This window comes from Hyphomonas sp. (assembly GCF_046313975.1).
In the GTDB taxonomy this organism is placed as follows: Bacteria; Pseudomonadota; Alphaproteobacteria; order Caulobacterales; family Hyphomonadaceae; genus Hyphomonas.
Map to the genome: position 1 here is coordinate 19234 of NZ_JBKBXB010000034.1, position 16169 is coordinate 35402.

Sequence of the window (16169 nt, forward strand, 5' to 3'; positions counted from 1 at the left end):
CGCGGAGCGGCGAGGGGTGACGCGGGGGGAGGGCTCAGGCCTTCACCTTTTCATGCCCCACCGGGCGCATCAGGAGGGCGAGGATGGCTTCGTCCACGGTGATCTCGCCTTCGATGACGGCGGCGACGGCTTCGCAGATCGGCATCTCGATGCCTTTCGCGCGGGCGAGCTGGCGTAGGACGGGGGCGGTGGCGACGCCTTCGGTGACGGAGTTGCGCGCGTCGAGCACATCGGCGAGCTTTTCGCCTTTGCCGAGGGCGAGACCGAGCGACATGTTGCGGCTGGTCTCGGACGAGCAGGTGAGCACGAGATCGCCGAGGCCGGAAAGGCCGGTGAGTGTTTCCGCCTCGGCGCCGAGGGCGAGGGCGAGGCGCGTCATCTCGGCATAGCCGCGCGCGATGAGGGCGGCGTGGGCGGAGCGGCCGAGGCCCTTGCCGAGCGCGATGCCGCAGGCGATGGCGAGCACGTTCTTCACCGAGCCGCCGATTTCCGCGCCGAGAAGATCCGTCCCCAGATAAGGCCGGAAGGTGGGCGTCGAGATCGCCTGGATGAGTTCGGTGCCGAGCGCCGCATCGCGCATGGCGAGCGTGACGGCAGTGGGCAGGCCTTTCGCCACATCAATCGCGAAGCTGGGGCCGGACATGACGGCAGGCGCAGCCTCGGGTAGCTCCTCGGCAAGTACATCGGTCATGAAGCGCGCGGTCGCAAGCTCGATGCCCTTGGAGCAGAGCACGACCGGCGTGCCGGGGCGCAGCGAGGCCTTCAGTGCACGGAGGGTGGCGCGTGTGTGCTGGGCCGGGGCGACGGCGAAGATGGCGTCGCAGGCGCCGAGGTCTTCGAGACGGTTCGTCGCGCGGATCTGCGGCTTCAGGGGCACGCCCTTCAGGAAGACGGTATTTTCGTGGGCGCTGTTGATTGCCTCGGCGACTTCCGGCTCGCGCGCCCAGATCAGGACGGACTGGCCGTCGCGCGCAATCGCCTGCGCAATCGCCGTGCCCCACGCGCCGGCGCCAATGACGCCGAAGGATTTGAAATGCGTTGTCATGCGGGTTGTTTGGCCGAAGCCGGGGCGGGGGGCAAGCGGGAGGGTATATTTCCGTTCATCCCCGCGTAGGCTGGGATCGGGTCAAAGCCGAGTCTCCCGCGACCCCCGCCTTCGCGGGGGTAGTCGGAGCTGGGGTCAGACGAAAACGAACGTTGCCGTCTCATCCTCTGCCGTGACGGCAACCTTGCGGCCGACGGGGGTCGCATCCTCGCGCAATACAGCCAGCGTCGCGGCATTGGCATTGTTGGCGATCGCACGACGACCGTCTGCAAAGCGGGCGAAGATGATGCCGCGTTCGGGGCCGTCCTTGCCGTGGGTGACGGTGAAGGTTTCGAGCGTGGCTTCGCCGGAGACGATGGCGACTTCGACCTGCTGTTTCGGCTTAGCGGCAGGCTCGGCCGGGGTGAAGGATTTCGGCGCGGTGGTGGAGTAGATGCCGGCGGATTCTTTGGTCATCCAGCCGCCATTGGCGAGGACGAGGCCGAAGTTGCCGGGATTGGCGCGAAGCGCGGCGGTCATCTCGGCTATTCCGTGCAGGGAGTAATTGTTTCCGGGCCCGCCGAAGAAGGGCAGCCCGCCGGTCAGTGTGAGCGGGCGCTTGTCGGTTTCCCAGTCGAGGCCGAGCGCGGCGGCGCCGGAGAATACCGCGCAGGGGAAGCAGGAATAGAGATCGAAGTGCTGGATTTCGGTCTGTGTCTTTCCGGCCTGCGCCAGCGCGCGGGAGACGGCCGTGTCCATCGCCCAGGAACGGTCGAGCACGGGGCGCAGCGAGATGAGATCGTCGCCCGCATCGCCGCCGCCGTGAAGATAGACGCGTTTGGCTTCCGGCACGCCGAGTTCGTCTGCCTTGGAGGAGGAGACGAGGATCGCGGCGGCGCCCTGGTTCACGGCGTCCTGCGCGATGAACCATTTCAGGAAGGGGTCGGCGTACTCGTAATTGTCGCGCGAGGGCGTCGAGAGGAAGTCGACCGTGTGTTCCACCGGGAACTGCGAATACTTGTTTCTCGCGGCAACCGCGGAGAAGGGCTGGAACAGCTCGGCCATGGCGCGGCGGTGGCCGGAGCGGGTGCGGCCTTCGCGGGCAGCGATGGCGTTTTCAAAAAGGCCATAGAAATAGGCGGGCGCGACGAGGCCGTGCTTGATTTCCTCGCGCGACAGCATCATCGGGCCCATGCCACGATCCTCATACGGAGCATCTGCGCCGTCTGCCCAGTTGATCTCGACGCCATGCTTGCGCGCGCCTTTCGAGGCGCGGTTCGCCTCAGAGCCGGAGATGAGAACGGCGTCGACTTCGCCCTCATGGATGCGGCGGGCAAATTCGTTGACGAGCGCCTGCGGGCTCTGGCCGCCGACGGTTTCGTAGACGAGGCGGGCGGGCTTCGTGCCGGTTTCGCGCGCGAGCGTGCCGGGCAGGTTTGTGTTGTGGCCGTGCGGATGGCTCGCGCGACCGACCGAGTCTTCAAAGATACGCACCACGGCGATGGTGTCGATGGCGGCGGCGATGTTGGCTGCGCCTATATCCGCGAGGGCGGCTTTGGAGGCCTCCGTCATCAGCGAGAGCGGCGAGGGCGCGCCGGCGGGGCCCGTCTTGCCATCCCATTGGCTGAGGGACTGGCCGACGCCGATGAGGACCGGGAGATCACCTTTTGCCATGACGTATTCCTCGCTGCTTGCCGCTGTCCGGGCGGTTTAACGCGCACGGAAAGCAGGCGCGAGGGGAGACGTTGGGGAAACGGTTCAGCTTGCCGCAGCGAGTTCCGCAAGGATCGCTTCGGGGAGGGCGGGGTCGAGGACGGCAGTGAGGTGGTTGCCCTTCAGCTGCCGGTAGCGGGCGCCGGGAATCTTCTCGGCGAGCGCAGGGCCGGAGCCGTTGTCGAGATCGTCTTCGCCGGTGAGGACGAGCGTGGGCACATCGAAGGTCGCGAGCAGGTCGGCGGGTGTGTAGATGCGCGCGGAGAGTGCGCCGAGATAACCGATGAGGCTGCCGCCTGTGGCTCTGGCGCGGGCGAGGATGGCTTTCGCGCCGGGCGTGTCGCGGCCGGCGAGGCCGTCTTCGATGGCGGCGCGGAAGGCGGTGTTGCGGTCGGTGTTGTGCTCGTCGGCCACGGAGTCGCCGATGCCGCCCAGGATGAGGCGCCCGGTCTTGCGGCTGAGCAGGTGGAAGCGCAGCGCGGAGATGGCGCCCATCGAATAGCCGACCGTAGCGAGCGGCGCCTCGCCGAGATGGGCGGTGAGGGCGATCTGGTCGCGCGCGATGGCATCGGCGGGCCAGGCTTCGGGCGGAGCGTCATAGGGCGAGGCGCCATGACCGCGCAGGTCCGGCGCGATGACGCGGTAGCCGGCGGCGGTGATCTTCTCCGCGATCTTCGGCTGCAGCCAGTTGAGGTCGGCGTTGCCGGAAAAACCGTGGAGGAGGAGGATGGCGGGGCCAGTGCCGAGGTCGTGATAGGCGATGGGCGTGCCGTCGAAGGAGGGGTAGGTTTTCATGCGCAGGAGTTAACGGGATGTGGGCCGGGAGACAACCTGCCGGGCGCGTGAGCCGTAAAGCTGAGGCCTGATGCGGGCGGACCGGTTGCTGTACAAAGGGCGGATTGCCGCCCGCGCACCGGATTGCGCCGAACGATGAAACTTCACCGATCCGCCACACCATACCTTTCCGGGTTTCGGCTAGTCTCGGCGGGTTAGGGTTGGCAAAAAAGAGTCCTCAGCTGTGCCGTCACTGAAGCGCGCATTGACCTTACTTTGGAACCAGTACCGGCTTCAGACCGGAGACATGGACCTGTGCCGGGCCCAGTTCCGGGAGTTCGTGCATCAGGTTCCGCTGATGTATTTCATCGTCTGCTGGAACGCGGTCGCGGTGGCCTTCACTTACCGAAATGAGGCCAGCCCGTGGCTCAACCTGATATTCCCGGTGGTCCTGTGCGCTGTCGGGTGCGCGCGCGGATTCTGGTGGACCCGGAACAGCCAGACGACATTTTCGGACGCTGAAATCCTGCGCCATATCCGCACCACAGGTATCCTGGCGATTGTGCTCACCTCGGCCTTTACGGTCTGGACATTCCTGCTTTACCCGCATGGCGACCAGCAGACAAAAACGCACCTGACCTTCTTCCTGGCACTGACGCAGATCAGCGCCGTATTCTGCCTGTTTCCGCTTCGCCCGGCAGCGCTTTCCGTTGCCACATTCTCCACGATACCGTTCCTGATCCACTTTTCGGTGGTCGACAATGCACGCAGGCTGCCCGAGGCATTGATGCTGACGATGGTCGCGGGCGGGATGGTGTTCATTCTCTACAAATACAATGCGACCTTCGCAAAACTCATCCGCTCACGGCACATTCTGCGCCAGCGGCAACTTGAAACCCAGAAGCTGAGCGACGAGAACCGGCAGATCGCTTTCACCGATCCTCTGAGCGGCCTGCCGAACCGGCGCGCGCTGCTGTCCCGCCTCGAGGCGATTGCCAGCCGGACGGACCGTGAACCCGGACAGCTGGCAATGGTGTTCATCGATCTCGACGGGTTCAAGGTGATCAACGATTTTCACGGCCACCAGTTCGGAGATCATCTGATCACGGAGGTTGGCCGCACGCTCTGCTCGCTGCGCGGGGAGCATTCAATGCTGGCGCGTATGGGCGGCGACGAGTTTGCCCTGCTCATCGAAGCCGGGAATGCCGCCGCCGCAGCGCAGCAGTTTGCGGCGTCTGCACTTGCCTGCCTGACCCAGCCCATCACCATTCTCGACCGGCAGTTCCAGATCGGCGCGAGCATCGGCATCGCGATTGATCTGGACGGGCAAACTGCGCCGTTCGAGCTGCTGCGCCAGGCGGACACGGCGATGTACGCGGTCAAGGCGAACGGCAAGCATGGCATCCAGCTGTTCGACAAGGCGCTGGACGAAGGCAAGAAGTGGCGCCACCAGATCGAGCAGGAGATCGCGACCGGTCTCGGGCGCAGCGAGTTTGACGTTGTCTACCAGCCGATCGTGGATGCACGGACGGAAGCGGTGGTCTGTGTCGAGGCGCTGGTGCGCTGGCCGGGCCGGCCGGGAGGTCCTCTGACCCCGGATGAATTCATCGGCATCGCGGAAGGCAGCGGCACGATCCAGGCGCTCGGGATGTATGTGCTGGAACGCGCGTGCCGAGAGACCGGTTACATCCGCGGCCTGAAGCTCAGTGTCAACGTCGCCCCGACCCAGTTCAACAATCCGGATTTCTGCCGGCATGTCCAGGAGATCCTGGCGCTGACCGGTTTCCCGCCGGAGCGGCTGCAGCTGGAGATCACCGAGCGCCACCTGATCGATTATCCGGAGCGCGCCTCGCAGGCCATTGATACGCTGCGCGGCCTCGGCGTGAGTTTCGCGCTCGACGATTTCGGCACGGGCTTTACCAGCATTGCCTACCTTCAGTCCTTCGGATTCAGCTGTGTGAAGATCGACTGCTCGCTGACGAAAAGGCTGGACCATGACCCCAAGGCGGGCTTCCTGATTTCAGGCCTGATCCAGATGGCGCGGGGGCTGGATGTCAGCGTCGTGGTCGAGGGTGTCGAGACGGCAAGCCTTGCGGCGGCGCTGAAGGCGACAGGCTGCAAGCAGTTGCAGGGTTATCATTTCGGCCGTCCGGGTCCGCTGCGTAATATCGTTGCCCACGAACTCGTGGGGCATATGGCTTCGGAAGTTGCCTGAGGATTCTCCCGGTCGGAGACCCGAAACCGTCCCTGAGCGGATGAACGGGGGCCCGGGCCGCGAGCCCCCGTTTCCTTCTGGCTAGAGCACGTCCAGCATTTCCGCGACCAGCGGGTGGCGCACCACGTCGCCGGCTTCGAGGCGGATGACTGAGGCGCCGGAGAGGGCTTCGAGTTTTTCCGCCGCCTTCGCGAGGCCGGAGAATTCCGGCAGCAGGTCCGACTGGCCGGGATCGCCCGTGATCACCATCGTGGAATGCCAGCCCAGCCGTGTAAGGAGCATCTTCAGCTGGGTGTAGGTGCAGTTCTGCGCCTCGTCGATGACGATGAAGGCATTGTTCAGTGTACGCCCGCGCATGAACCCGATGGGCGCGATCTCGATGACGCCTTCGGCGAGCATGTGTTTCAGCTGGCCGGGCGAGAGACGATCCGAGAGTGCGTCATAGAGCGGGCGCAGGTAAGGCGCGAGCTTGTCTTCCATGCCGCCGGGCAGGAAGCCGATCTGCTCGCCGGCTTCCACCGCCGGGCGTGAGAGCACGATCTTCGAGACCTTGCCTTTCTGCAGCGCCTCGACGGCCTTGCAGATGGCGAGATATGTCTTGCCCGTACCTGCGGGCCCCAGGGCGCACACCAGGGCGCGGGTGTCCATCGCCTCCATAAGCTGGGCCTGGTTTTCCGAGCGGGGCTTGACGGTTTTCTGGTAGCGCTGGGTGCGTTCGGGCGCCTGGGTGTTGGTGATCGTGTCGCCGTCATCCGGATGCCAGCCGCGCCGGCCGCCTTCGATGGCGTGCAGATGCGCTCCCTTGCCCCGGGCCGGCTCGTCGAACCAGGCCGAGGGACGAACCTCGGTTGCGGTCTTCAGGCGCTTGGCTGCGTTGCGTTTACCCATGGGAGGCCTCCTTGGCTGCGGGCATGAAAAAAGCCGCTGGCGGAAAAGCGCAGCGGCCTGGCGAAAAGGTGGAAGAGGCGGGAGCAGACCCCGGTGGCGGGCTGCCGGCTTCCGGGAGGTGTGCTCCCGGCGGCGAGGGAAAATCAGGCACCAAAACGGCCATTGCCTCTCCGAATCTACGACCCTTATAGAGTAGCACCATTATCTGAAGGTTAAGCGACATTCCGCTTACGAAATAAGTAACGAACAGGGACGACCAAAAAATGGCCATGTATGAACTGGATGGAGTCAGGCCCAGCCTGCCGGCGAGCGGCAATTACTGGATCGCCGGCAGCGCCGAGGTGATGGGCAATGTGATTCTCCGGGAGAATGCCTCGGTCTGGTATGGCTGCGTGCTTCGGGGCGACAATGACCCGATCATGATCGGCGAGAACACGAATATCCAGGACCTGTCGGTGATCCATACGGACATTGGCGCGCCGGTGACGATCGGGAAGAATGTGACGGTCGGCCACCGGGTGATCCTGCATGGCTGCGAGATTGGCGACGACACGCTGATCGGCATGGGCTCGACGATCCTGAACCGGGTGAAGATCGGGCGGAACTGTATCATCGGGGCGAACACGCTGATCGCGGAAGGCAAGGAGATTCCGGACAATTCGCTGGTGATGGGCGCGCCGGGGAAAGTGGTGAAGGAAGTCTCGGAGGTTCAGTTGCAGATCATCCGGATGTCGGCGCATCACTATGTCGAGAACTGGCAGAAGCACCGCGCGGGAATGAAGCGGGTGGATTGAAGCGCGCGCGGATTGCCGGCCGTTACAGGCGATTCCAGCTTTTTACGGTTTTGAATCCAGGGGGGCGTTCCAGGTGGTGCGGAGGGATTCGGCTTCGGCGAGAGGCAAGCCCGTCCAGCCGAGGCGGGCGTCGCGGGATTCGAAGATCATCAGCTGGGCGGTGGCCGGCAGGAGGGCGGCGATGGCCCGGCGGACGTCGCCGAGGATGAAGGCAGAGCGCAGGATGAAGGTGCCGGGCATCGGTTCGGTGAAGCGGCCGAGCGGGGCGAGGGCCTGGGCGATGGTGTGGCGGTCGCCTTCGCTGACGCCGGGACCGCAGATGAGGACGAAATTGGTGGCTTCGGTGCGCCGCGCCGCGCGGGCCTCGAGGGCAGCCTGGATGCGCGGGCGCAGGACCGGGTGGTCGAGGGCGGAGACGAAGGGTTCGCCATCGCCGCCGGAGATGCGGGCGAGGGGGCCGAGGCGGCCGGCATCGGCGAGGGACTGGAGCTGGCCGAGGGTGAAGGGGCCGTGGGCCTTGCCCTGGCCCATGACATACCAGACCGGGGGATCGAGATCGGCTAGGTTCAGCGCGTCCGGGGCGTCGGCGCGGGCAGGCGTCTTTGGCAGGACCCGGTCGATGCGGGGGCGCCGGCGCATCATGGATCAGTCCTGCGCTGCTTCAGCGCCGCGCAGGTAGCGCACGGCGAATTTCTTTCCGGCGACCCGGACGACTTCAGCGCGCATGTTGTTGGTCTGCACCCGGTCGCCGACATAGGGCGGATTACCGAGCGCCTCGAAGGCTGCGCCGGTGAGCGAGATGTCGGTGAGGCGGCATTGCAGGTTTGTGCCGTTCGGCAGGATGACGACGGCCTGGCCGGTGGCGGCGAAGCGCGGGGCGACGCGGTCTTCGCGCAGGCCGAGCGTGTCCTTGTTGACGAGCCAGGTGAGCCGGTCGGCGAGCTTGTCGCGTTTCAGGGTCGAGGTCTGGAAGCGGACGGCAAAGCCGCCGGGCGCCATGCGCACGACATCGCCGACGACGCGGCCAAGATCATCGAAATAGCAGACGACCTGCTTGCCGGAATCCGGCGGGGTGCTGGACAGGATGAGGGCGCCGTCACAGGAGACATTGGCGGTGAGCAGTTCGTGATCGTCCTGCTCGTCGGTGAGGAAGCGGCCGGTGAGGCGCAGGTCAACGCGCTTGTAGCTGCGCCGGTCCCGGCGCGGGCTGGCGCCGGGGAAAGGCGCGGGGCGGAGTGATTGTGGCTGCGTCATTTTCGTCATCCGGCTGGCAGGCGCGCCGGCGGCCGCGGTTCGCCTCGTTTCCGGATAAAAGAGGAAGATTGACAATTGGTTGCGCGATTATGGTTAGAGCCGTTAGGCTTAAGGCCGAGGAAACCATTGCAGGAGCTGCAGAGCCATGAGTGCCGTCGCGTTCGATTATGTGATCATTGGAGCAGGGAGCGCGGGCTGCGTGCTGGCCAACCGCCTGTCGGCGGACCCGGACGTGAAGGTGTGCCTGATCGAAGCGGGCAAGAAGGACACGTCGCTGATGGTGCGCATGCCGGCGGGCGTGGGCAGCCTGATCAAGGCGCCGGGCGACTATAACTGGGGCTTCTGGACCGAAGACCAGAAGCACATGGACGGGCGCAAGCTCTACTGGCCGCGCGGCAAGGGCTGGGGCGGGTCATCTTCGATCAATGGCATGGTGTATATCCGCGGGCATGCGGGCGATTATGACCTGTGGGGCCAGATGGGCCTGAAGGGCTGGAGCTATGCCGATGTGCTGCCCTATTTCAAACGCGCGGAAAGCTATGAGAACGGTGCGAATGATTTCCATGGCGGCGACGGGCCGCTGAACGTGACCGAGAGCCCGATGGGCGGGCCGGTCTACCAGGCCTTCATTGAGGCAGGCCGGCAGGCGGGTCATCCGGTGACGGACGATTTCAATGGCGCGCAGCAGGAAGGCTTCGGGCCGTATCAACGCACGATCTACAAGGGCGAGCGCTGGAGCGCTTCGTTCGGATACCTGCGCCCGATCGAGGGCAAGCGGGCGAACCTGACGGTGATTTCGACCGGCATGGTGACGCGTGTGCTGATCGAGGGCGGCAAGGCGGTGGGCGCCGAATATGTCGACGGGCGCGGCAAGGAAGCGGTGCAGGTGCGCGCGGACCGGGAGGTGATCGTGTGCGCGGGCGCGGTACAGTCGCCGCAGCTCCTGCAACTGTCGGGGATCGGCGATCCGGCGCAGCTGAAGGCGCTGGGCATCGAGGTGAAGGCAGCCTCGCCGAATGTCGGGCAGAACCTGCAGGATCACCTGGATGTGACGGTGATCAACAAGATGACGCAGCCGCTGTCGGCCTATTCGCAGCAGAAGGGCATCAAGAAACTGTTCGTGGGTATTCAATATCTGGCGACCCAGAAGGGCGCGGGCGCGGACAATTTCCTGCAGGCGGGGGCATTTCTGAAATCGCGGACGGGCCTCGAGATGCCGGACATCCAGCTGCATGTGGTGAACGCGATCATGATGAACCACGCCAATCATACGCCTACGGAAGATGGGTACACGGTGCATGCCTGCCAGCTGCGCCCGGAGAGCCGGGGCACCGTGCTGCTGAAATCGGCTGATCCGTTCGACCATCCGGCAATCGATCCGAATTATCTCGCCACGGAAGAAGACCGCAGGGCGATGCGCGAGTCGGTGAAGATGGTGCGCGAGGTGTGCCGGCAGGCGGCGCTGAAGCCGCTGACGGGAGAAGAGATCATGCCGGGTGCGGGCGTGGTGTCGGATGCGGATATCGACGCGTTCATCCGCGCGAAGGGCGAGACGATCTATCACCCGGTCGGCACAGTGGCGATGGGCACGCAGCCGGATGCGCCGGTGGACGGCGAGCTGCGCGTGCGCGGGGTCAGCGGGCTGCGCGTGGTCGACGCGTCGGTGATGCCGACACTGGTGGGCGGCAATACGAATGCCCCGACGATCATGGTGGCGGAGAAAGCCGCCGACATGATGCTCGGTCGCACGCCGCCGCCACGCGAGGAGCCTAAGCGGGCGCTGGCGACCGCCTGATCAGTTGTTTGCGACGAGGCGCAGCGACGGGCCGAGGCGGCGCGTGTCGGGCGGCACCAGCATCGAGATGCGGTGACGGAAGACGGACTTGCCGGCGAGGGCCTGCTCGCTGCCGAGTGTCTGGCAGAGGCCGAGCATGCGGTGGCGCGGGGTACGGCCGGCCTCGGGGCTGAGCGGCATCAGCGAGATTTCGAGTTCGGCGCAGTCGCCGTTCAGGGTCTCGCCGCGGCCGCGCACGACGCCCGGGGCGCCGTCGAAGCGGATGCCTTCGAGAAAGGCAGCCATCATCGCACGGTCAGGGCCGGTCCAGAGGTCGAGCCAGTTGCGGTTGACGAGGTTGCGGCCGACGAGGGCGTTGAGGGCCGGGCCGGACGTGCGCACGAGCCAGGAGAGGTCTTCGCGGCGTTCGATGACGAAGATGCGCTCGACGAGGCTTGCGTGATCGCGCACATCGGGACCTTCGAGGGCGTGGCCTTGAGGGTTTTCCTGCATGCGGCGCCAGGCATCCAGCAGGACGCGCGTGTTGGGGTGGATCGACCGGTCGGTCATGGGACGGGATTACTCCGGATGTAAATCTTGCGGCGCCGCTCTCGCGCCGTTCCGGAGAAGGCAATCGCAATATCTGTTCCAGACTGCTGGCTCAACGCGGATGGGAAAGTCTCGCCTCTGAAGCGGTGCTGGCTCCCCATCCGGCGTCAGCGTGCGGTGCGATTGCGCACGTCTCAGGCGAGTTTGATTTTTTAGACCTTTGCGCGCGTCTCATGCCGGTACAAATGGCGCGAATGCAACAGGCGGAATGGTTTCACGTTCTTGTGCTGCGAAACCTTTGCGGGCGGGGGTTGCGCTCTCATTCGCGGCGCGTTTACCCTGAAAGATAATTAAGGAAGACGGGATTCGCCGGAATACCTGTCACCGCCCCACCGTTTCACGCAAACTCCCAGGAAGGAAAACTCAGAGTGTATTCCAACAATTTGTACAAAGGCCGCTTCGGCAGCCTTCGCGCTGCGCTTTGCCTTGGCGCCGGCCTCACCGCGCTTTCGGCATTCGCAGCGCCCGCCCTCGCACAGGAAGATGTCGCCGAGGAAGAAACCACCCGCACGCTGCAGACCGTGACGATCACAGCAACGAAGCGTGAGCAGACGCTGCAGGATGTTCCGATTGCCGTTTCGGTGGTGGACGATTCCACGATCGCGCGCGCGGCCATCGTTGACCTCAACGACCTGCAATCTGTCGTGCCGTCGCTGACGGTTGGCCAGCTTCAGTCTTCGGCCAATACCAACTTCATCATCCGCGGCTTCGGCAACGGCGCGAACAATGCCGGTATCGAACCGTCGGTCGGCGTGTTCATCGACGGCGTGTACCGGTCGCGTTCGGCATCGCAGATTTCGGACCTTCCGAACATCCAGCGCGTTGAAGTGCTGCGCGGACCGCAATCGACGCTGTTCGGCAAGAACGCTTCGGCAGGTGTCGTCTCGGTGGTGACCAAGAAGCCGCAATACGAATTTGGCGGTGTGGTTGACGCCACGGTCAGCAACTTCAATGGCTATCGCCTGAACGGCTATGTGACCGGCCCGCTGTCCGAGAACGTCGCCGGTGCGTTTGGCGTGACCTACAACAAGCGCGACGGCTATGTCGAAGACAAGGGCTTTGGCCCGGACCAGAACGAGCGCAACCGCTGGGGCGCGCGCGGCGACCTTCTGTTCGAACCGAACGAGAACCTGAGCTTCCGCCTGCTGGCCGACTATGACCAGATCGATGAAGTCTGCTGCGCAGCCGGCAACGTCGTGAACGGCCCGACGGGTGCCATCGTGCAACTGCTCGGCGGCAATCTCGCGGCGGAAGATCCGTTCTCGTATGATGTCTATTACAATTTTGGCTCGACCAACAAAATCGACAATGGCGGCCTGTCCTTCCAGGCAGACTGGGACCTCGGCGAAGTCCAGCTGACCTCGATCACGGCCTATCGCGAATCGAAGCTGGATACGAACCAGGACTCCGACTTCACCAGCGCCGACCTGATCGGACGCAACGCCAACAAGACCGACATCCAGACCTTCACGCAGGAATTCCGCATCGCGTCTTCGGGCGTGGGCGCGGTCGACTGGATGGTGGGCGGCTTCTATTTCGACGAAAAGGTCGAGATCGAGAACGACTTCCGCTATGGCACGGACTTCCGCGGCTATGTGGATGTTCTGTCGAACGGCGCGCTGAACACGATCGAAGGCATCCTGGGCGGCGCTCCGGCAGTCGGCAACCTGTTCGGCCAGGCCGGGCAGGGTCTTGCCGAAGAGTTCGGCCAGGACAACACCGCGAAGTCGCTGTTCGCGACCTTCGACTTCCATGCCAGCGACCGTGCGACTTTCACGTTCGGCGCCAACTATACCGATGACGAAAAGTCCGCCTACGGACGGATTGTCAACACCGACGCCTTCTCGGCGCTTGATCTCGTGGCGCTCGGCGTTGCTGTCGGCGTGCCGGTGCAGGTGGCGAACAACCCGACCTTCAACCCGTTCCTGGCGCTGCGCCCGCTGCAGTTCCTGCCGCCGTTCCTCGGCTTCCCGAACGCGGTGGAAGACGGCTACTCGCACGACAACAACATGACCTACACGACGCGCTTTGCGTATGATGTGACGGACAATGTAAACGCGTACATCTCGTATGCGACCGGCTTCAAGGCGACGTCCTGGAACCTGTCGCGCGACTCGCGCCCGTTCGCCTCGGACTTCATTCCAGGCTCTGCCGTCACCAGCCCGCCGGGCTCGCCGATCCGCAATGCCGGCCTCGCCCTGCCCAACCTCTCCACCGGTACGCGCTATGCAGGACCGGAAGAGGCGGCGGTTCTCGAAGGCGGCATCAAGGCGCAGTTCGACCGGTTCGCGATCAACCTCTCGCTGTTCGACCAGAACATCGAAGGCTTCCAGTCGAACGTGTTCACGGGCACGGGCTTCGCGCTCGCCAATGCCGGTAAACAGTCGAACAAGGGTGTTGAAGTCGACCTCACCTGGCAGCCGGTGGATCCGCTGCTGCTGACCTTCGCCGGTACCTTCCAGGATGCGCTTTATGACAGCTTCCCGAACTCGGCGAGCGGCAACCTGTCGGGCCTCAAGCCCTACAACATCCCGGACACGACGACCTCGACCTCTGCCACCTACTTCTTCAACGTGGCGGGCCTCGACTCCTTCGTGCGGGCTGACTGGCAGTACGAGAGCCCGACCGGCTACTTCGATGATCCGGCCAACCAGGCGCTGATCGGCATCGAGAAGGAAGTGAACCTGTTCAACGCTTCGGCCGGTTTCGAAACCGCCAACGGCCTCGCCGTGCAGGTCTGGGCCCGGAACCTGACGGATGACGAGTTCATCACGGTGGCCTTCCCGGCCGTGGCGCAGGCCGGCTCGATCTCGGGCTATCCGAACCAGCCGCGGACGTTCGGTATCACGGTGCGCAAGTCGTTCTGATCTGATCAGGAATGATAAACTGAGGAGCCCCGCCCTGACCGGCGGGGCTTCTTTTGTTTCAGCGGCGGGCGAGGGCGCGCAGGCTGGCGGCGGCGAGCAGGAAGCTGATGGCTTCGAACGCGATGAAGGCGCCATAACCGACCGGCGGCGGCCCGAGAAACAGGGCTGCGGCGCGGGCGAAGAGATAGCCGCCCATGTAGACGGTGATGAACCAGAGGGCCGGGCGCAGAAGGCTGTCGCGGACGGCGCCCGCCGCGCAGAACAACGCTGCACCGAGACTGATGCCGCCATAGACCCCGCGCAGCTCGTAGGCGCCGTTGGGCCCGCCGACCTCGACCCCGAGGCTGGCGGCCATCGCCAGCGGCTGCAGCAGCGACCAGAGGCCGAAGGCGGCATACATGGCGGCCATGAGCGTGAGATAGGACCGGATCAGCATGCCGGAGGAGCTAGCGCGATCTGACGGGGCGGCAATGCGGAGCGGGTGTGCGCCTGCCAGTCGCCTGACTATATAGGAGAAAAGCCGGGCGCCGCGCCTGCCCGAGAGGAGACGCCATGAGCCGCAATCCCGGCAAGCCGCCGATCATCAATGCGCCGCTGCCGGTGACGGTGTTCGCGGTCGTGCTGCTTGCGGCGCATGGCGTGCGGGTGCTGCTGCCATCGGGCCTGCAGAACTACGCATATTTCCACGGCGCCCTGATTCCGGAGCGGTTCTGGGCCGATGCCGGCGGGGCGGCGGCCGGGGCGCTGCCGGCCTATGGCTCGGTGCTCACAGCGGCGGCCTCGACGGTGACGAGCGCGTTCCTGCATGGCGACTGGATGCATGTGGTACTGAATTCGGCGCTGCTGGTGGCGATGGCCAAGCCGCTGCTGGAGCTGTTCCGGCGCGTGTGGCCCGGACGGGAGCCCGCGGCGACGGGGATGCTGCTGGCGCTGTTCCTGGCCGCGCAGGTGACCGCGAGCCTGACCTATCTGGCGATGAACTATCCGGACGGGCCGATTGCCGTCGGTGCGTCGGGGGGAATCAGCGGGCTTCTGGCGGCACTCCTGCTGCTGCGGGGCGGGCCGGACCAGTGGCTGCTGACCCGGGGGTTCCTGGTGGCGTCGGCGCTGTTCGTGGTGGCCAACGCCCTGCTGGCGGTGCTCGGGCCGAGCCTCCTGGGGGCGGGAATCGCCTGGCAGGCGCACATTGGGGGCTATCTCGGCGGGGCGCTGTTCATGCGGCTGGTGCTGTGGCGGATGGCGGCCGGGGCGGCCTGAGTCGCGGGCTTTCAAAGCGGATAGTCGATTCGGGGGCAGGGGTGTGCTATCCTGCCGCAGGCAGGTCAGACTTATCCGCGGCCTGCCCGGGTTGGGAGGCCCTGAGCGATGATTGTTGAGCAGATCCTGAACGACAAAGGCCACTCGGTCGTGACCCTGAAGGCGGACACGACCCTGAAGGAGGCTGCGCAGCTGCTCGATGACAAAAAGATCGGCGCGGTGGTGGCGCTGGATGGGGAAGAGAGAATCATCGGGGTGCTGTCGGAGCGCGATGTCGTGCGCCAGGTGGCCCGGTTGGGCGCGGCGGCGCTGGATATGCCGGTGGGCAGCGCGATGACGCGGGCTGTGGTGACGGTGGCGCCGTCGACGGCGATTGACGAAGCTCTGCAGACGATGACCGACCGGCGCATCCGGCACCTGCCCGTGGTGCACAATGAGCGGCTGACCGGCGTTATTTCGATCGGTGACCTGGTGAAGTGGAAGATCGCCGAAACCGAGGCCGAAGCGAATTCCCTGAAATCTTACCTGTCCGCTCAGTTCTGACGCGACGCAGAAAAAAGCCGGGAAGCTGTGGATTTCCGCATTTAAGGGGTTGCGGGCCGCCGAGCACGCCGCTACATCGCGCACTTCGCTGAACCGGCCCCTTGGGCGGGCGACGCGATGACCCCCAGCTGGTCGCCTGTTTGTAGAAAAGGGCTTGCCCTTTCCCCCGAACAGCGGCTATATGTGCGGTTCCTCTGAATGCCTGAATTTTTGGGCCGAGCATTTCGGTCGAAGAGTTCTGTTCGCTCAAATTACGGCAGGCTCGCTGGTTAATCCACGGACTGCAGAAGAGTGAGAAAAAGGGTGTTGACGGGGAAAAGGGCGGCTGTATAAGCCGCCACTTCCGAGCGGGCCCGGCGGGCTCTCGAGGGTTTCAGGAAGCTCCGGTTTCCAGCTGTTTGACATCGTAAGAGATAGGAAGAGAAACGCAGGCGGCGTGATAGCTTGCGGACCTCGC

14 protein-coding genes are annotated in these 16169 nt (G+C 64.9%); 6 read left to right on the top strand and 8 right to left on the bottom strand.

Annotated elements, in window-relative coordinates; all coding sequences use genetic code 11:
* Positions 1 to 34 precede the first annotated feature (34 nt).
* The 3 genes from ACK4TE_RS12010 to ACK4TE_RS12020 all read right to left on the bottom strand — a co-directional run bounded on the left by ACK4TE_RS12010 (position 35) and on the right by ACK4TE_RS12020 (position 3532).
* Positions 35 to 1045 carry an NAD(P)H-dependent glycerol-3-phosphate dehydrogenase gene (locus ACK4TE_RS12010; protein WP_409911759.1) on the bottom strand — a complete coding sequence of 337 codons (1011 nt, stop codon included), beginning with the start codon at positions 1043 to 1045 and terminating at the stop codon, positions 35 to 37.
* Positions 1046 to 1180: 135 nt separating this feature from the next.
* Positions 1181 to 2698, bottom strand: coding sequence for an acetyl-CoA acetyltransferase (locus tag ACK4TE_RS12015; protein WP_409911760.1), 1518 nt, complete (start codon positions 2696 to 2698; stop codon positions 1181 to 1183).
* 84 nt (positions 2699 to 2782) lie between these two features.
* Positions 2783 to 3532 carry an alpha/beta fold hydrolase gene (locus ACK4TE_RS12020; RefSeq protein ID WP_409911761.1) on the bottom strand — a complete coding sequence of 250 codons (750 nt, stop codon included), beginning with the start codon at positions 3530 to 3532 and terminating at the stop codon, positions 2783 to 2785.
* Positions 3533 to 3818: 286 nt separating this feature from the next.
* Between ACK4TE_RS12020 and ACK4TE_RS12025 the strand changes: the two genes are divergently transcribed.
* Positions 3819 to 5726 (top strand): putative bifunctional diguanylate cyclase/phosphodiesterase, encoded by a 1908-nt coding sequence (locus ACK4TE_RS12025; protein WP_409911762.1) that lies wholly within the window; start codon positions 3819 to 3821, stop codon positions 5724 to 5726.
* Positions 5727 to 5807: 81 nt separating this feature from the next.
* Here ACK4TE_RS12025 and ACK4TE_RS12030 read toward each other — a convergent pair whose 3' ends face one another.
* Positions 5808 to 6614, bottom strand: coding sequence for a PhoH family protein (locus ACK4TE_RS12030; RefSeq protein WP_409911763.1), 807 nt, complete (start codon positions 6612 to 6614; stop codon positions 5808 to 5810).
* A gap of 263 nt (positions 6615 to 6877) precedes the next feature.
* Between ACK4TE_RS12030 and ACK4TE_RS12035 the strand changes: the two genes are divergently transcribed.
* A complete protein-coding gene (locus ACK4TE_RS12035; protein WP_409911764.1) occupies positions 6878 to 7408 on the top strand; it encodes a gamma carbonic anhydrase family protein in 531 nt (176 codons plus the stop codon).
* Between the two features lie 42 nt (positions 7409 to 7450).
* On the opposite strand, the gene ACK4TE_RS12040 is transcribed toward ACK4TE_RS12035, so the two are convergent.
* A complete protein-coding gene (locus tag ACK4TE_RS12040; RefSeq protein WP_409911765.1) occupies positions 7451 to 8050 on the bottom strand; it encodes a hypothetical protein in 600 nt (199 codons plus the stop codon).
* Positions 8051 to 8053: 3 nt separating this feature from the next.
* Positions 8054 to 8662, bottom strand: coding sequence for a PilZ domain-containing protein (locus ACK4TE_RS12045; protein WP_409911766.1), 609 nt, complete (start codon positions 8660 to 8662; stop codon positions 8054 to 8056).
* Positions 8663 to 8807: 145 nt separating this feature from the next.
* Here ACK4TE_RS12045 and ACK4TE_RS12050 point away from each other — a divergent pair, with 145 nt between their 5' ends.
* Positions 8808 to 10457 carry a choline dehydrogenase gene (locus ACK4TE_RS12050; protein ID WP_409911767.1) on the top strand — a complete coding sequence of 550 codons (1650 nt, stop codon included), beginning with the start codon at positions 8808 to 8810 and terminating at the stop codon, positions 10455 to 10457.
* Here the strand turns inward: ACK4TE_RS12050 and ACK4TE_RS12055 are convergent, their stop codons facing one another.
* Positions 10458 to 11006: a PAS domain-containing protein gene (locus ACK4TE_RS12055; protein ID WP_409911768.1), complete on the bottom strand. Its 549-nt coding sequence runs from the start codon at positions 11004 to 11006 to the stop codon at positions 10458 to 10460.
* A 407-nt stretch (positions 11007 to 11413) separates the two neighbouring features.
* Between ACK4TE_RS12055 and ACK4TE_RS12060 the strand changes: the two genes are divergently transcribed.
* Complete coding sequence (locus ACK4TE_RS12060) at positions 11414 to 13912, top strand: TonB-dependent receptor (protein ID WP_409911769.1); 2499 nt, start codon at positions 11414 to 11416, stop codon at positions 13910 to 13912.
* Positions 13913 to 13970: 58 nt separating this feature from the next.
* Here the strand turns inward: ACK4TE_RS12060 and ACK4TE_RS12065 are convergent, their stop codons facing one another.
* Entirely contained in the window at positions 13971 to 14348 is a 378-nt protein-coding gene (locus ACK4TE_RS12065; RefSeq protein WP_409911770.1) for a DUF4345 family protein, read from the bottom strand.
* A 116-nt stretch (positions 14349 to 14464) separates the two neighbouring features.
* Here ACK4TE_RS12065 and ACK4TE_RS12070 point away from each other — a divergent pair, with 116 nt between their 5' ends.
* Both ACK4TE_RS12070 and ACK4TE_RS12075 read left to right on the top strand, forming a co-directional pair.
* Positions 14465 to 15169, top strand: coding sequence for a rhomboid family intramembrane serine protease (locus tag ACK4TE_RS12070; protein WP_409911771.1), 705 nt, complete (start codon positions 14465 to 14467; stop codon positions 15167 to 15169).
* A 108-nt stretch (positions 15170 to 15277) separates the two neighbouring features.
* Entirely contained in the window at positions 15278 to 15712 is a 435-nt protein-coding gene (locus ACK4TE_RS12075) for a CBS domain-containing protein (RefSeq protein WP_409911772.1), read from the top strand.
* Positions 15713 to 16169: the final 457 nt, after the last annotated feature.

Bases quoted from the DNA above. Each gene is read 5' to 3' on its own strand.
- ACK4TE_RS12010 (WP_409911759.1), bottom strand. From the start codon at position 1,045: ATGACAACGCATTTCAAATCCTTCGGCGTCATTGGCGCCGGCGCGTGG.
- ACK4TE_RS12015 (WP_409911760.1), bottom strand. From the start codon at position 2,698: ATGGCAAAAGGTGATCTCCCGGTCCTCATCGGCGTCGGCCAGTCCCTC.
- ACK4TE_RS12020 (WP_409911761.1), bottom strand. From the start codon at position 3,532: ATGAAAACCTACCCCTCCTTCGACGGCACGCCCATCGCCTATCACGAC.
- ACK4TE_RS12025 (WP_409911762.1), top strand. From the start codon at position 3,819: ATGGACCTGTGCCGGGCCCAGTTCCGGGAGTTCGTGCATCAGGTTCCG.
- ACK4TE_RS12030 (WP_409911763.1), bottom strand. From the start codon at position 6,614: ATGGGTAAACGCAACGCAGCCAAGCGCCTGAAGACCGCAACCGAGGTT.
- ACK4TE_RS12035 (WP_409911764.1), top strand. From the start codon at position 6,878: ATGGCCATGTATGAACTGGATGGAGTCAGGCCCAGCCTGCCGGCGAGC.
- ACK4TE_RS12040 (WP_409911765.1), bottom strand. From the start codon at position 8,050: ATGATGCGCCGGCGCCCCCGCATCGACCGGGTCCTGCCAAAGACGCCT.
- ACK4TE_RS12045 (WP_409911766.1), bottom strand. From the start codon at position 8,662: ATGACGCAGCCACAATCACTCCGCCCCGCGCCTTTCCCCGGCGCCAGC.
- ACK4TE_RS12050 (WP_409911767.1), top strand. From the start codon at position 8,808: ATGAGTGCCGTCGCGTTCGATTATGTGATCATTGGAGCAGGGAGCGCG.
- ACK4TE_RS12055 (WP_409911768.1), bottom strand. From the start codon at position 11,006: ATGACCGACCGGTCGATCCACCCCAACACGCGCGTCCTGCTGGATGCC.
- ACK4TE_RS12065 (WP_409911770.1), bottom strand. From the start codon at position 14,348: ATGCTGATCCGGTCCTATCTCACGCTCATGGCCGCCATGTATGCCGCC.
- ACK4TE_RS12070 (WP_409911771.1), top strand. From the start codon at position 14,465: ATGAGCCGCAATCCCGGCAAGCCGCCGATCATCAATGCGCCGCTGCCG.
- ACK4TE_RS12075 (WP_409911772.1), top strand. From the start codon at position 15,278: ATGATTGTTGAGCAGATCCTGAACGACAAAGGCCACTCGGTCGTGACC.